Genomic DNA, 15,672 nt, shown 5'->3' with positions numbered 1-15,672 from the left:
GATGATTAGTGTATCTCATTTATCAAAACGATTTGGAAATAATGAAGTTTTAAAAGAAATAAATCTTAATATCAAAGAAGGTGAAGTAGTTGCCATTATTGGACCATCCGGATCGGGAAAATCAACCTTATTGCGTTGTCTTAATTTACTTGAAAAACCCAATACAGGAACGATTCGTATTGATAAAGTAATACTCAATAGTGAACATTACAACCATAAGCAAGAGGCAAATTTACGCAAACAATCAGCAATGGTTTTTCAACACTACAATTTATTTAGAAATAAAACAGCTTTAGAAAACATTACTTATCCATTAATTGTTGCACAGAAAATGAAGAAAAGTGAGGCACAACAGTACGGAATATCATTGTTAGAGCGTGTTGGAATGTTAGCTTATGCTGATCAATATCCTATAACGTTATCGGGAGGACAACAACAGCGTGTTGCAATTGCTAGGGCATTAGCAGTAAGACCAAAAGTATTATTATTTGATGAACCAACCTCTGCGTTAGATCCTGAGAGAGTTCATGAAGTTTTACAAGTGATGCTCAAACTAGCCAAAGAAAAGATAACGATGCTAATCGTAACCCATGAAATGGAGTTTGCAAAGTATGTGGCCGACCGCATCATCTTTATGGCTAATGGTGTTATTGTTGAGGAAGGACCAGCAAAATCATTAATTGATAACCCACAACACGAGTTAACTCAACGCTTTTTACGGCAACTCAATGATGATATTGACTTTGAAATTTAAGTTTATATTTATAAAATAATTAACTAGTTATAGCAGATATCAAAGTATTTTCCAATGCGATATGAGTAATTGTTTAATATCCATACCATTGGCAAGAGCATAGATATCGGACAATAATTGTTGTGCTTTAATTTCATTTTGCAATGCTCCAAATAACTTAGCGGCAAATTCTTGTTGGCTATAAGGATTTTTCGGTGATCCTTTAGGAATATCTATTCGTTGGCTAATTTTTTGTCCATCATTTAATACTATTTCAATCACGACATAGCGCTTATTATATGCATCAGGATGAGGGGGTAATTGTATATCATAACTACGCTGCATTTTTTGCATTAATTGTTGGATATTGTCAGCTATTGGCTTTGAAGCAAATTGTTCAAAATCGATAGGTATACCAAGTAAAATCAATGCCAAAATATATTCTGCTGAAAAACGTCCTTGCTCAGCTAATAATGGCTTTTTATAGATCAGTGCTGCATCACTATTAATTGGTGCAAAGAAAAGAGTGATATAATCAATATTATCTACATTAAACTTAGGATGCTTATAAATTAACTTACCCGCATCAGCAATATATGAAGCGGCAGAACAATATGAATAAGTCTTAAACCATAACCCTGGTTCAACAATCTTCCATGGCTTAGCCCAGATAGTTAAATCTAAATTATCATTGCCTTGTCCATATATTGATAAAAAACCGAGGTTATCATCAAGAAAATCCTTATCTGCTGAAATCCCAGCTCTTAACCATTCAACCGATTGTATAGCATGTTGTGCAGCCAATCCCGCATGCAAAAATTTTATTGGTGTCCCCATCACTAATCGCAGACCTGACGCTTGCGTCGCAGCTAAAGTTAATGCTTGAGCAAGAAATGGTTCATCATATAAATAACAAATAGCAGCTGTTGCGGCAATACCACCTAAAGTGATTGTTGTATGCCAACCTTTTTCATAATGTTCAGGATTGACACATCGTCCCAATAAGGCCATAACTTCAATACCTATTACATAGGCAGTTAAAAAACGACGACCATCTAAACGCGTTAATGAATCATCTAAGCGGATACTAGAAAATAAGGCTGATAAGATAACCGCTGATGGATGACCACGTACATCAATATGTACATCATCATAATCTAAACAATGTGCTTGAAAACCATTAAATAATGCTGCTTGCCGGCTAGTTGCTAACTTTTTTTGACCAATTAGCCAAGCTCGATTGTTGCCACCTTCATCATTTATCCATGCCAGTAATTTCTGAACATTAGTTTCATTAGATGCCTGTAAGCTACTCGCAAAATAATCAATAACACCATTAATTGCACATTCAAGGACTGATTGTTGCTCAATAATTGGTGTATTTATTATTAACAAACTCAATTGTTGACCTAGATTCATTATAAACTCTCATACAAATCTCAATAAATATTGAGCAAATAGTGGATACTAAATATGCTTTTAAAAGATTATATCGCTATATCTTAATAACTAGAAATAATCATTATTTAGCAATCTAGCTTGATAACACTTTATATGTGCTAAAATATCTCTACGCTTAAACATCACGAAAAAATACATCCAATTATGTCAATATGTTATATTGCCTTAGGCAGTAATCTTAACGATCCATTAGCTCAAGCTAATCAAGCTATTGCAGCCCTAAAACAATTACCCAATACCGTAGTTACTGACATTTCACCATTTTATCGCAGTAAACCGCTCGGTCCACAAGATCAAAATGATTACCTCAATGCAGTTATAAAGTTAACCACCTCACTTAAACCTATAGCTTTATTAGATGAACTACAAGCAATAGAAAAATCACAAGGTCGGGTACGCAAAGATAATCGATGGGGAGCAAGGACATTAGACTTAGATATATTATTATACGATGACTTAATAATAGACAACGATAGACTAACAATTCCTCATTATCATATGAAAAATAGAGAATTTGTACTCTATCCTTTATTTGATATTTCACCAGAACTCATCTTACCTGATAACGATAAGCTGTTTGATTTAATTAAAAAATGTCCTTTGAATAATTTAAAAAAATGGGATGAATAATTAATCTTATTAATAACATATAGTTGTAATATTCTGCACTTTTAGCACAAAAAAAATAGTAAAAAAAATTTGCCAAAGGCTAATTTATTGCTATAGTTTAGCGCTTGAAAATAATGTGTATTTAAGGGGATTGCTGTGAAAAAGGAACAAAAAGTAAATACATCTTCTCTTAGTCTGCTATCAATTGCTGGGCTTGAGCCTTATAAAGAGGCAAAAGGTGAGGAGTATATGAATCCTAAGCAATTGAAACATTTTAAACTAATCTTAGAAGCGTGGCTTTCACAATTACAAGGTGAAATGGGTAAAACTGTCTCTCATATGCAAGATGAGGCTGCTAATTTCCCAGATCCAGCTGACCGCGCAACTCAAGAAGAAGAGTTCAGTTTAGAACTAAGAGCGCGTGATAGAGAACGCAAACTTATCAAAAAAATTGAAAAAACATTAAAGAAAATTGAAACCGATGATTTTGGCTATTGTGAATCATGTGGTGTTGAAATTGGTATCCGTCGTTTAGAAGCAAGACCTACCGCTGATTTATGTATCGATTGTAAAACATTAGCTGAACTTCGTGAAAAACAAATGGGTATGTGATTCTCATTTAACTATTCTTTCTATCCTATACGCCCATGCAATATATTGGTCGTTTTGCTCCGTCACCTTCTGGACCATTACATTTTGGTTCGTTGGTGACAGCTCTCGGTAGCTACTTACAAGCCAAGGCCAGCAATGGTAAATGGCTTGTTCGTATTGAAGATATTGATCCCCCAAGGGGGGTCAAAGGTGCATCATCTTTAATATTAAAAACACTAGAAGCTTTTAATCTTTATTGGGATGATCAAGTTTTATATCAGTCTAACTGTAGTGAACGTTATCGATCAGTGTTAGCATCATTAATTTCTGAGCAAAAAGCTTACTATTGTGATTGTACCAGACAACGGATCCATAGCCTTAAAAACAATATTTATGATGGATTTTGTCGTGAGCGACATTTAGCATTAAATAACGTTGCTATTCGTTTAAAGCAAAATCATCCGATTTTCGCTTTTGATGATAAAATTCGAGGTCAACAAAGCATTGATCATATTAATGCACTAGAAGATTTTATTATTCATCGAAAAGATGGATTATTTGCTTATAATCTCGTTGTTGTATTAGATGATAATTATCAAGGAATAACCGAAATTGTGCGTGGAGCAGATCTATTACCTGTGACCGCTAAACAGATTTCACTTTATCAATTATTTAATTATACAGTCCCAAATTACTGCCACTTACCCTTAGCTCTAGATAGTCATGGAAATAAACTCTCGAAGCAAAATCATGCCTCTCCAATTGAAATAAAAAAAAACAAATTATTAACGGTGCAAGCCTTACAATTTTTAGGTCAACAAATACCCGAAAATTGGCAAGATGCCACACAGAAAGATTTATTAGATTGGGCGATATCGCACTGGGACATTAATCATATTCCCAAACAAGACTGTATGTTAACCACCAATATAAGATAAATTAGGTGTGATACCTAAATGGTGGGTATGTAATGAATGTTTTTCAGGTTTTATTAATAGTGAAGATAAAATTCTAGCTTTAAGTTGCGCTTTTTGTTCAGAGCTTTGTAGCAAATCCCTCAAATCAACCGCTGCATCACCAAACAAGCAATAATGTAATTTACCGATCGACGAGACACGTAATCGATTGCAACTTTTACAAAAATCCTTTGAATACGGCATAATCAGACCAATCTTACCTTGATAATCACTATGCGCATAAACTTTAGCTGGTCCAGAGAACGCCTCTTTTGACTGTAATTGCCAACCTTGTTCAATAAGTTGTGATTCCATCACATGACCAGCTAAATGATAACGATTAAATAATTCACGGCTTTCTGTTGTTTCCATCAATTCTATAAAACGTAACTCAACTGAACGATCTTTAATCCAAGTTAAATAATCAGCCAGATGGTCGTTCATATTTTTCATCAAAACGGTATTAATTTTAACTTTCCTAATACCTACTTCTAATGATTTTTCAACGCCTTGAATCAGCTCACGTAATTTATCTTGGCCTGTTATTTGTTTAAAAATGTAAGGAGAAAAACTATCAATACTAATATTAATAGCATTAAGTCCTGCTTGTTGCCAATAATGCACATTTTTTAATAACCGTGAACCATTGGTTGTGATAGCGAGTTGTTTGATGCTGGGATAAGCAGAAATTATTGACAAAATATCTATAAAGTCTCGACGCAAAGTCGGTTCACCGCCCGTTAACCGAATTTTATGTACACCAAGTTCAGTAAACGTTGACACAACATTGTCAATTTCATTTAACGATAAAAAGCGATGATCTTTATTAGTTCGATAACCATTAGGTAAACAGTATTGGCACTGAAAATTACACTGCTCGGTAATCGACAAGCGTAGATATTGAAATCGACGCTGAAAATTATCCATTAATTGCATATCACAAACACCTTATCCAAATCGGGAAGCATAGCCATTTCTGTGCTATACCGCGGCTAGTCCACCATATGAAACTCACTTAGGTGAAAAAGCTTCAGAGTTTGTTTAAGTCTAGCATAGACACTATTTATTGACTACGGACAATTATCACTATTCGATAATTGATTAGATGATTCAATTTCATCATTTTTCTTTTAAGTATAAATAACCGTGATGTAATTAAGTAAGTTGCCCTTCGACAAGATTAATAAAAGCGTTCGGTCGCCCTTTTCTCTCTTCTTTAACTTACTGACAACTCCTATAAACAAATAAATTCCTTTTTCATTGATAACTCACTAACCTGACAAACACCTTGAAGGTTGTATAATATTCTAATTTTTTTTATTTTTTCTTATTATGAGGTATTTATTTCATAACTAGAAAAAATTTTTTAATTCACCCTATTGCCTCATATTTTTAGCTTATTTACAGCTTTGCTTAGTATTCATTATATTTCGGTATATAATGATTTCCTTGTCGATAAAACCGTCAAATGGAGGTTGTGATGATTACCCATATAAGTCCGTTAGGATCAATGGATTTACTTGCGCAGGCTGAAGTTGATATTTTAAAAAAATCAGCAAATAGCGAACTTTATCAATTATTTAGAAATTGCTCATTAGCTACCCTTAATGCGGGTAGTAAAACGGATAACACTAAAGAATTACTAGATAGATTTAAATCGTTCGAAATTAACGTTATCAGTAAAGAGCGTGGAGTTAAATTAGAGCTTATTGATGCACCTGAAAGTGCTTTTGTCGACAAACGCATTATTCGCTCCATACAAGCTAATCTGTTTGCGGTTTTACGTGATATTCTTTTTTTAAATGGCCAAATTACGGCAATTAAACACTTGGTACCTAACGAGAAGCTTGAAAAAGAGCACTCCTATTACATCACCAATCTTGTTTTTTCTATTCTGCGTAATGCCAATGCCCTACACGTTGGCGAAGAGCCTAATCTAATTGTTTGTTGGGGTGGACACTCAATTAACGAAAGTGAATATTATTATGCTCGTCAAGTTGGTATGCAACTTGGATTACGAGAACTTAATATCTGTACAGGCTGCGGTCCGGGAATAATGGAAGCACCAATGAAAGGCGCCGCTGTTGGTCATGCACAACAACGTATAAAAGATAGTCGCTTTATTGGTATGACTGAGCCATCGATAATTGCAGCCGAACCACCAAATGCATTAGTTAATGAACTCATCATTATGCCAGATATCGAAAAACGACTTGAAGCGTTTGTTCGAATGGCGCATGGTATAGTTATCTTTCCTGGCGGACCTGGTACTGCTGAAGAACTACTTTATATTTTGGGGATTATGCTCAATCCTGCTAATAAAAATCAGACTTTACCAATTATTCTAACGGGTCCAAAAGAGTGTGAAGATTATTTTGACGCGATTGATCAATTTATTCGTAATACTTTAGGCGAAGAAGCGACTAAATTGTATGAAATTATCATTGATTCACCTGAACAAGTTGCACGCATAATGAAACATGGGGTAAAACAGGTTAAATCATCACGGTTAGCAACTGGTGATGCTTATGGGTTTAATTGGTTACTCAAAATTGATGAAGCATTACAGCACCCATTTGAACCAACCCATGAAAACATGGCATCACTTAATCTACATAAAGATCAGCCAGTTGAATTATTAGCTGCTAATTTACGCCGTGCTTTTTCTGGAATTGTTGCAGGTAATGTTAAAGAGTTTGGTATGAAGCAAATTGCTGAACATGGTCGCTATAAATTGCAAGGTGATCCTGAAATCATGAAGCAATTAGATAATTTACTGCTTAGCTATGTAAAACAAGATCGCATGAAGCTTCCTGGCGGTAGTGCCTATCAACCTTGTTATGAAATTTGTTATTAATTAACCTTAATATTAGCCAGTTATACTTCGCCGATACAAAAATCGGCGGAGTATTTAGCAATATTTGAACACTCTAAAGATCACTTAAAATATCTAACGCTTCCGACACTTTCTTAACAGCAAAGATCTGCATATTTTCTGGCTTTTTCTTTGGCATATTAGCTATAGGCACTATTGCCTTTTTGAAACCATGTTTAGCGGCTTCAGAAATACGCTCTTGACCACTTGGTACTGGTCGTATTTCTCCTCCCAGACCTATTTCACCAAAAATAACCACATCTTGTGGTAAAGGGCGATTTCGAAAACTGGATACCAATGCAGCAATCAATGCTAAATCGGCACTAGTTTCGGTCACTTTTACCCCGCCAACAACGTTAACAAAAATATCCTGATCAGCCATTTGTAAACCACCATGGCGATGCAAAACCGCGAGTAAAAGTGCCAGCCGATTTTGATCAAGCCCGACAGTCACTCGCCTTGGATTGCCATATACAGAATGATCAACTAACGCTTGAATTTCAACCAGTAATGGACGAGTACCTTCCCATAACACCATTACCGAACTGCCCGATAACATCTCTTCACCACGACTTAAAAAGATTGCAGATGGATTACTGACTTCTTTCAATCCTTGTTCAGTCATAGCAAACACACCTAACTCATTGACTGCGCCAAAACGATTTTTATGGCTACGTAAAGTTCGAAATCGAGAGTCAGCATCACCATCAAGTAAAATTGAGCAATCAATACAGTGTTCAAGTACTTTAGGGCCTGCTAGTGAGCCATCTTTAGTCACATGGCCAACCATAATAATGGCTATGCCTTTGGTTTTCGCAAAACGCGTTAAATAAGCTGCAGTTTCACGAACTTGAGCCACACTACCTGGCGAAGATTGAATATCAGCAAGATGCATAACTTGAATTGAGTCAATAACCATTAACTTTGGCTGTGACTGTTCAGCAAGTAAACAGATCTGCTCAATACTGGTTTCAGACAACATATTAATATTATCTGTCGGTAAACCTAAACGATGTGCACGCATCGCTACTTGTTGTAATGATTCCTCACCAGTTACATAAAGGGTATTCATTTGTGCTGACAGTTTACTCATGGTTTGCAGTAGCAAAGTACTTTTACCGGCACCGGGGTTACCACCAATTAAGATAGCACTACCTGGTACTACACCACCACCAAGTACACGGTCAAATTCAGAAAATCCAGTTGAAAATCTGGGTAAGGCTTCCAGACTAATTTCAGATAATTTTTGGATTTTAGTTTGCCCTGCACCACCGGCATAGCCGGTTAATCGGTCATTGCGTGATGAACTACTAGCTAACCTAACTTCAGTAATGGTATTCCATGCATGACAAGCGCTACATTGACCTTGCCAACGAGGATAGTCAGCACCACAATCATTACAGACATAAGCGCGCTTTACTGTTTTTGCCAAATTCTTCTCCTAGCCTTCACTTAATAAACTGGTAGATAAGATGCACCATAAACCGGTTAAATCAGCATAATTGATGCTGATTCTTGCTTTTTCAACGACTTTAGGCTTTCCATGATAAGCAACACCAAGCCCTGCAATTCTAATCATCATTAAATCATTTGCCCCATCACCAATCGCAACAGTTTGCTCAATAGGAATATCTAAAGAGGTGGCTAATTGTTGTAACATCCGCGCTTTATATTTAGCATCAACAATTTGCCCATTAACTTTACCTGTCAGCTTACCGTTTTTAATTTCTAATTCATTAGCGTGAGCATCAATTAGTTTTAACTTCTGTTTTAAATGATTTGCAAAATAAGTAAATCCACCCGAAACAATGGCGACATGCCAATTTTTTTTATGTAACTCTTTAACTAAATAAGTTAATCCTGGTGTTAATGGTAGACTCTCTTTTACTTGTTCTAAAATATCTTGCTGTGCGCCTTTTAATGTAGCAACTCGTTTACGTAAGCTGGTAGCAAAATCAAGTTCACCACGCATAGCAAGCTCAGTCACTGCAGCAACTTGTTCTCCGACACCGTGTAATTTTGCTAGTTCATCAATACACTCAATACCAATTGCGGTCGAGTCCATATCCATGACTAATAAACCTGGGGAATGCAATGTGGGTAAATTATCAATTGGTGAAACATCAATACCTAATGTTAGCGAAATCGATTTGGCTTTTTTCGGCATTACGCCAGCAATACGTACTATTTGATAGGTTTTAATTTTCCAAGATGAAACCACAACCATTGGCATTGCAAGTTGTCTTTGAAATTTTGAAAGCAGTGTTTTATTTAACTTTTTCCCATAAATAATCCAACCCGTTTTACCAGCATTGTAATCCAATGGAACAACTTCACAACCATTTAAAGACAAAGGTAAACCTTGCCAATATTGAATATTTTCTGGGAGATCATTATAGGTTAATGTATAAGCCATATATCGAAAGTCTTAAAAATGTAAAACAGATTCGGAATTTACCATATCTACTAAAGATTGTCCAAGTAAGGATTATAAGAAGTTATTTCTTAAATTTTACGGCTCAAAAACCCCGTTCCTCAACTTTTTTTGCAAGAAATTTCATTGTTAATCAATATTAATTAGCTTCAGTTTAGAAATGAAGAAAGAAGACTAAACAGATAGTCCCCACATACAAAGCTGTTCAAGTACTGGGCCAATTTTTTCACCCAAAGGGGGTAATTTGTATAACACTTTAAGTGGTGTTTTTTCACCATATACACTACGAGTGATAAGTTCATCTTCCTCCAACTTTTTAAGCTGGATGCTCAGCGTTAATACATTAATCATTTTTAAACAGAGCTGGCATTGTAAAAATGTATTAACTACTTTTTTTTAAAACAGCATAGAAAAAGCCATCGCCGCCGTGTATAGTTGGTAAAAATTGTTTCGTATCACCCACAAGTTGGGCATTGCTGTTTTCTTTTAAAAAACGCTCAATTTGCAATCTGTTTTCATCAGGTAGGATTGAACAGGTAGCATAGACTAAAGTGCCACCTGTTTTTAAATAAGACCAAATATTGGTTAAGATCCCATGTTGCAACTCAGTGAGTTGCGCAATATCACTATCTCGCCGTAACCACTTGATATCAGGATGGCGACGAATTACGCCTGTTGCCGAGCATGGTGCGTCAAGCAAAATTCGGTCAAATTGTTTACCTGAGCACCATTTTTCAGGTGTAAGACCATCACCCACTTTAACTTCTGCTACTTGTTTTAGGCGAGCCAGATTTTCTTCAATACGTTTAGCACGACCTGCATCAACATCTACCGCTAATAAATTTGATTTAGGTGCAATTTCTAAGATATGGGTTGTTTTTCCACCTGGAGCGGCACACATATCCAAAATTTGCTCACCATTTTGGGGTTCTAACAAATATGCAGCATATTGAGCAGATAAGTCCTGTACGGTAACGGCTCCTTCAGCAAAATAAGGTAATTTCGTTACATTTACAGGCGATAATAACCTGATAGCACAAGGCAAATCAGCAAAAGCTTCTGATTCAATTTGCCGTTCAGTTAACAATTGTTGATACTCACTAACAGAATAGTGATTAAGATTAACGCGTAACCACATTGGTGGTTTTTGGTTATTGGCAGAAATGATTGCTTGCCATTTCTCGGGGTAAGCTTGCTTAAGACGATTAACTAACCAACTTGGATGCAAGGTTTGAGGTGCTTTATCATCCTGTACAAATTTTCGTTGTAATGATTCTTGTTGGCGTAAAAATTCACGCAATACGCCATTTACTAATCCTTTGAGCGCTGATTTTTTTAAATCATTTACTGCATTAACTGTTTCGCCTACAGCTGCATGTTCAGGTATTCTGGTATATAAAATTTGGTAAATACCCACTAACAATAAATAGTGTAGAACTCGATTTTTCCCGGTAAGAACTTTATTCATCAAAGTATGAATATAAAAATTAAGTTCAGGTAAAACACGCATCACACCGAAACAGATTTCTTGCATTAGCGCGCGATCTTTTTCTGCTACTTTATGGCTAAATAACGTTAAGGCCGTACTAAGCGATTGCCCCTCTTCAAGTACATTAAAAATCGCTTGAGCACAAATAGCTCGAATATTTGAGTGTGACTTTTTATTCATAACCAATAATGACCTTAACTCATCAATCTAAATATTTATAAAATTAATGATCCCACCCAACCAGCTATAAACAATGGAATATTAAAATGGGTAAAGGTTGGAATAACACTATCTCTTATATGATCATGCTGACCATCACTGTTTAAACCAGCAGACGTTGCTAAAATAGTATCTGAAGGAGGTGAACCTGCATCGCCAATCGCTCCTGACGCACCAATTAAACAAACGGTTGCTATTGGTGAAAAGCCCAACTGAACACATAAAGGAACATAGATAGCTGCAATAATTGGTACAGTAGAGAAAGATGAACCAATACCAAGTGTAATGATCAAGCCAACTAACATCATCATAAAAGATGCTACTACTTTATTCCCCGCAAATAATGAGGCACTATTAACAACTAATGGTTCTATTTCATGAGTCTGTTTTAATACTTCAGCAAAGCCTTGAGCTGATATCATCACAAAGCCGATCATCGCCATCATTTTGATACCATCGGTAAAGATTCCGTCTGCCTCACCCCATTTAATTGAGCCTGAAGCAATAAAGCAGATAAAGCCAATTAAAGCACCTAAAATCATCGATCCTGTGTAAAGTTGCACTGTAAAAGAGAGAATAATTGCTAATAATGAGACGACAAGTGAACGAGTACTTACATTACTAAACTCTTCGGCATGGCTTTCTTCATGAATCAGTTTATATTGTCTCGGTTTACGATAACTAACGAAAATAGCCCAAAGTAGACCAACAAACATACCAAAAGCCGGAATAGCCATAGCATGCATAACATTAACATGGCTAACATCCATCCCCGATGAAATAATATTTTTTAATAAGATTTGATTTAAGAAAATATTTCCGAATCCGACAGGTAAAAACATATATGGTGTAATCAAACCAAATGTCATGATACAAGCAATCATTCGTCTATCTAGTTGCAATCTCGACATCACATATAAAAGTGGCGGAATTAACAACGGTATAAAGGCGATATGAATTGGGATGATATTTTGTGAGGAAATACTAACTAACCCGATTATGATAATTAACAACCATTTAATTCGAGTTTTAGCATCATTAGTCGTTAACTGCTTAATGGCTTTGTCAGCTAACAATTCTGGTAATCCTGATTTTGAAATTGCTACTGCAAACGCACCAAGCATAGCATAAGAAAGCGCAATATTAGCCCCGTTGCTAATCCCAGTATTAAAAGCGTCAATTGTTTCTTTTAATGTTAAATGGCTACATAAACCACCGACAAAAGCACCAATGATTAAGCTAATCACCACATGAACACGGCAAAGCGAAAGGACTAACATTAAAATAACTGCAACAACCACTGCATTTACCGAGGAAAACAGCTCAAGAATAGTATTCATAAATAGATTCTTCGTAGCAAAATAAAGATAGTTATTCTAGGCGATAGATATATAAAGTGCAATTGTTAGTATACGCTTACTAGCGTAAATTATTTTTTAGGTAAGACTAAAGAAAACTTATAATAAATTTAATGCTAACATTGCAAATAAAGAATAACCGATTTGTATCCTTAATGAAAATTGTGTGAATAACTTGCTTTAATTAACGGTAATATTCAATTCATGCTGATATGGTGCTAATAGAAATAAACCTTTATAATACGTTGTCATTATCATAATGTAATCACTACAAGATTATGCAAATTTGCTATACTGTAACGCATATATACTTGGATTAATGTTTTTTATATTAGAGTATCATATCAATTTACAGCTTAAACATTCATTATTAGGTTGGTAAATAAATAACTTAAAATGATTTAAGTATATAGTTAGCAACAAAGTATGAGGTTTATTTTTATGTTTTCTTGGTGGACAAAAATTTATTTTTCACTAATTCAAATTCCTGTTAAGCTTTTTGTTAAAAGTAAACCAATTCCTACCGATCCCATTACTGAACTGGACCTCGATATCCATCGTCCAATTTTGTATGTGCTTCCTTATAACTCTCAAATTGATTTAATGGTAGTTAGGTCGCTTTGTCTAAAATATCATTTACCAGATCCTTTATTAGGAATTGATATTAATGATAAAACTGTACCTGCTTATATTTATATCGATAAAGGGCCAGGAATTTTTGCTTCAAGTAAACAAAAAAATAAATCTATCGAAATTTTAAGAGAATACATTTCAGCGCATCAACAAAATGATGAACTAGATGTTCAAATGTTGCCTGTATCTGTCATGTTTGGTCGTAAACCAGATAAAGAAGGCAAAAAAATGCCTTCACTGCAAGTGTTAGGTGCTACCTATAAACTTTATAAAATCTTAATTTCTGGTCGTGACTGCTATACTCGATTTTCTCGGACCGTATCTTTTAAAGATATTAAAGTCGACGATAAACAAGATATTTCTGTTTTAGCTCATAAGCTTGCACGTGTAGCACGTATTCACTTTGCTAAACAAAGAGCGGCTTCTGTTGGTCCTAAATTGCCTGTTAGACAGGAAATGCTTAATAAATTATTAACTAACCCAGCTCTTGCTGAAGCAATACAAGAAGAAGCTAAAAGTAAACATATTGGGCTAGATAAAGCCAAGAAAAATGCTTTATCACTTCTAAATGAAATCGCGGCTAATTTTTCTTACCGCATGCTAAGAGTGACTGACTTTGTTCTTACTTGGGCATGGAATAGACTTTATCAAGGTTTAAAAGTAACGAATGCTGACCCAGTTCGAGAGCTTGCTGAAAATGGACACGAAATCGTTTACGCACCATGTCATCGAAGTCATATGGACTATTTGTTATTGTCTTATGTACTTTATCGGCAAGGATTAGTTCCACCACATATTGCAGCTGGTATCAATTTAAATTTCTGGCCAGCAGGACCTATTTTTAGGCGCTTAGGGGCATTTTTTATCCGCCGTTCATTTAAAGGTAACAAACTCTATACCGCCGTATTTAGAGAGTATTTAGCAGAGTTATTTATCCGGGGTTATGCCGTCGAATATTTCATTGAAGGTGGGCGCTCACGCACAGGAAGACTACTCGACCCTAAAACCGGAATGTTGTTGATGACAATCCAAACTTTATTACGGGGTGATACACGCCCAATCACAATTGTCCCGGTCTATATTGGTTATGAACATGTTTTAGAAGTTGCCACTTATGCTAACGAGCTGCGTGGCGCTAAAAAAGAAAAAGAAAGCTTGTGGAGCACAATTAAAGCCTTCTTAAAATTAAAAAAACTAGGCTTTGGCTATGTTAACTTTGGGAGCCCAATACCTTTAAATCAATTTTTAAATCAGCATATACCTGAATGGCGAGATGCTATTGATCCTACAGGAACACTGCGCCCTAATTGGTTAACACCAACAACTAATTTGCTTGCGAAACAAATTATGGAGCACATCAATTCTTCGGCTGCGATTAATGCTATGAATTTATGTTGTTCAATATTATTAGCCGCTGATCAATGCACATTAACAAAAGTAAAATTATTAGAGCATTTAGATTATCTTTTAAAATTATTAAAAAACATTCCTTACTCTGATTTGATTACCATTCCCGATCAAACTGCCGAAGAGATGTTTGAACATGCCAAAGAAATGGGTAAATTTGTCATTACTACTGATGAAGTTGGTGAAATGGTGGGGTTAACTACCGAACAAGCAGTATTGATGACCTATTATCGCAATAATATTCAGCATTTACTGATTATACCGGCAATTGTGGCTAGAATTTTACTTAAACATAATCGCATTTCAATTGATGAAGTACTTATGCAGGTTAAATTGCTCTTCCCTTTAATAAAATCAGAGCTATTTTTATATCATAATGAAGATCAATTAACTGAATATGTTAATAAAATTATTGCAACTTATGCTGATTTGAATCTAATAAGTTATTCACCTGATAAATTAACATTGAACTACTTAAAAATGTCAGGATTACAGTTGTTAGCGTCATCATCAAGAGATACATTACAACGCTATGTCATTGCATTTTCATTGTTGCAAAAAGATCCGACAATTAGTCGTGCAACCTTAGAAAAAGAAGGACGTTTAATTGCAGAACGGCTTTCAATATTACATGGTATAAATGCTCCTGAATTTTTTGATAAAGGTGTTTTTTCAACACTAGTTGCTTCGCTTCGGGAACAAGGTTATTTAGATGATAAAGGTGATGCAAATTTACCGAAAATCGAAACCATGAATAATATACTTAAACCATTAATTACTAACCGTGTAATGCAAACAATTGATGAAATCAATCCTTAAAAATTAAATTATCTTGGGCTTACTTGATTATTTTGGGTAAGCCGAATAAACTTCAATCATTAAATAAAGTATCTTTTTTTATGCTTTA

General features: G+C 35.2%; 13 protein-coding genes and 1 riboswitch. Of the genes, 6 read left to right on the top strand and 7 right to left on the bottom strand.

The features are described from left to right. The first annotated feature begins 1 nt into the window (after position 1). Entirely contained in the window at positions 2-754 is a 753-nt protein-coding gene (locus tag A9G08_RS00325; RefSeq protein ID WP_065561772.1) for an amino acid ABC transporter ATP-binding protein, read from the top strand. A gap of 39 nt (positions 755-793) precedes the next feature. On the opposite strand, the gene A9G08_RS00320 is transcribed toward A9G08_RS00325, so the two are convergent. After that, positions 794-2,152 (bottom strand): MmgE/PrpD family protein, encoded by a 1,359-nt coding sequence (locus tag A9G08_RS00320; RefSeq protein ID WP_065561771.1) that lies wholly within the window; start codon positions 2,150-2,152, stop codon positions 794-796. 186 nt (positions 2,153-2,338) lie between these two features. Between A9G08_RS00320 and folK the strand changes: the two genes are divergently transcribed. The 3 genes from folK to gluQRS all read left to right on the top strand — a co-directional run bounded on the left by folK (position 2,339) and on the right by gluQRS (position 4,332). Continuing rightward, a complete protein-coding gene (gene folK / locus A9G08_RS00315; protein ID WP_065561770.1) occupies positions 2,339-2,824 on the top strand; it encodes a 2-amino-4-hydroxy-6-hydroxymethyldihydropteridine diphosphokinase in 486 nt (161 codons plus the stop codon). A 135-nt stretch (positions 2,825-2,959) separates the two neighbouring features. Continuing rightward, positions 2,960-3,415 carry an RNA polymerase-binding protein DksA gene (gene dksA, locus A9G08_RS00310; protein WP_065561769.1) on the top strand — a complete coding sequence of 152 codons (456 nt, stop codon included), beginning with the start codon at positions 2,960-2,962 and terminating at the stop codon, positions 3,413-3,415. Positions 3,416-3,450: 35 nt separating this feature from the next. After that, a complete protein-coding gene (gluQRS, locus tag A9G08_RS00305; RefSeq protein ID WP_065561768.1) occupies positions 3,451-4,332 on the top strand; it encodes a tRNA glutamyl-Q(34) synthetase GluQRS in 882 nt (293 codons plus the stop codon). Here the strand turns inward: gluQRS and moaA are convergent. Next, positions 4,312-5,286, bottom strand: coding sequence for a GTP 3',8-cyclase MoaA (gene moaA, locus A9G08_RS00300; RefSeq protein WP_065561767.1), 975 nt, complete (start codon positions 5,284-5,286; stop codon positions 4,312-4,314). The two genes, gluQRS and moaA, sit on opposite strands and share 21 nt — an antisense overlap. Continuing rightward, positions 5,279-5,398, bottom strand: a riboswitch (molybdenum cofactor riboswitch). (Overlaps the previous gene by 8 nt.) A gap of 432 nt (positions 5,399-5,830) precedes the next feature. Between moaA and ppnN the strand changes: the two genes are divergently transcribed. Then, complete coding sequence (ppnN, locus tag A9G08_RS00295) at positions 5,831-7,207, top strand: nucleotide 5'-monophosphate nucleosidase PpnN (protein WP_065561766.1); 1,377 nt, start codon at positions 5,831-5,833, stop codon at positions 7,205-7,207. 73 nt (positions 7,208-7,280) lie between these two features. Here the strand turns inward: ppnN and radA are convergent, their stop codons facing one another. The 5 genes from radA to A9G08_RS00275 form a co-directional block, all read right to left on the bottom strand. Continuing rightward, positions 7,281-8,657 (bottom strand): DNA repair protein RadA, encoded by a 1,377-nt coding sequence (radA, locus tag A9G08_RS00290; RefSeq protein ID WP_065561765.1) that lies wholly within the window; start codon positions 8,655-8,657, stop codon positions 7,281-7,283. A 9-nt stretch (positions 8,658-8,666) separates the two neighbouring features. Continuing rightward, positions 8,667-9,641, bottom strand: coding sequence for a phosphoserine phosphatase (gene serB, locus A9G08_RS00285; protein WP_065561764.1), 975 nt, complete (start codon positions 9,639-9,641; stop codon positions 8,667-8,669). Positions 9,642-9,833: 192 nt separating this feature from the next. Continuing rightward, entirely contained in the window at positions 9,834-10,010 is a 177-nt protein-coding gene (locus A9G08_RS11470) for a winged helix-turn-helix transcriptional regulator (protein ID WP_081299425.1), read from the bottom strand. 31 nt (positions 10,011-10,041) lie between these two features. Beyond that, complete coding sequence (gene rsmB, locus A9G08_RS00280; RefSeq protein WP_065561763.1) at positions 10,042-11,328, bottom strand: 16S rRNA (cytosine(967)-C(5))-methyltransferase RsmB; 1,287 nt, start codon at positions 11,326-11,328, stop codon at positions 10,042-10,044. A 35-nt stretch (positions 11,329-11,363) separates the two neighbouring features. After that, the gene (locus A9G08_RS00275; RefSeq protein WP_065561762.1) at positions 11,364-12,707 is read right to left on the bottom strand and encodes a Na+/H+ antiporter family protein; all 1,344 of its coding nucleotides are present in this window, start codon (positions 12,705-12,707) and stop codon (positions 11,364-11,366) included. A gap of 444 nt (positions 12,708-13,151) precedes the next feature. Here A9G08_RS00275 and plsB point away from each other — a divergent pair, with 444 nt between their 5' ends. Continuing rightward, positions 13,152-15,584: a glycerol-3-phosphate 1-O-acyltransferase PlsB gene (gene plsB / locus A9G08_RS00270; protein WP_218058360.1), complete on the top strand. Its 2,433-nt coding sequence runs from the start codon at positions 13,152-13,154 to the stop codon at positions 15,582-15,584. Positions 15,585-15,672 lie beyond the last annotated feature (88 nt).

The sequence above is a fragment of the Gilliamella sp. wkB195 genome (assembly GCF_001690445.1).
In the GTDB taxonomy this organism is placed as follows: domain Bacteria; phylum Pseudomonadota; class Gammaproteobacteria; order Enterobacterales; family Orbaceae; genus Gilliamella; species Gilliamella apicola_E.
Note: the sequence above shows the minus strand (reverse complement) of the source record. Positions and strands in the feature narration are given on the sequence as shown.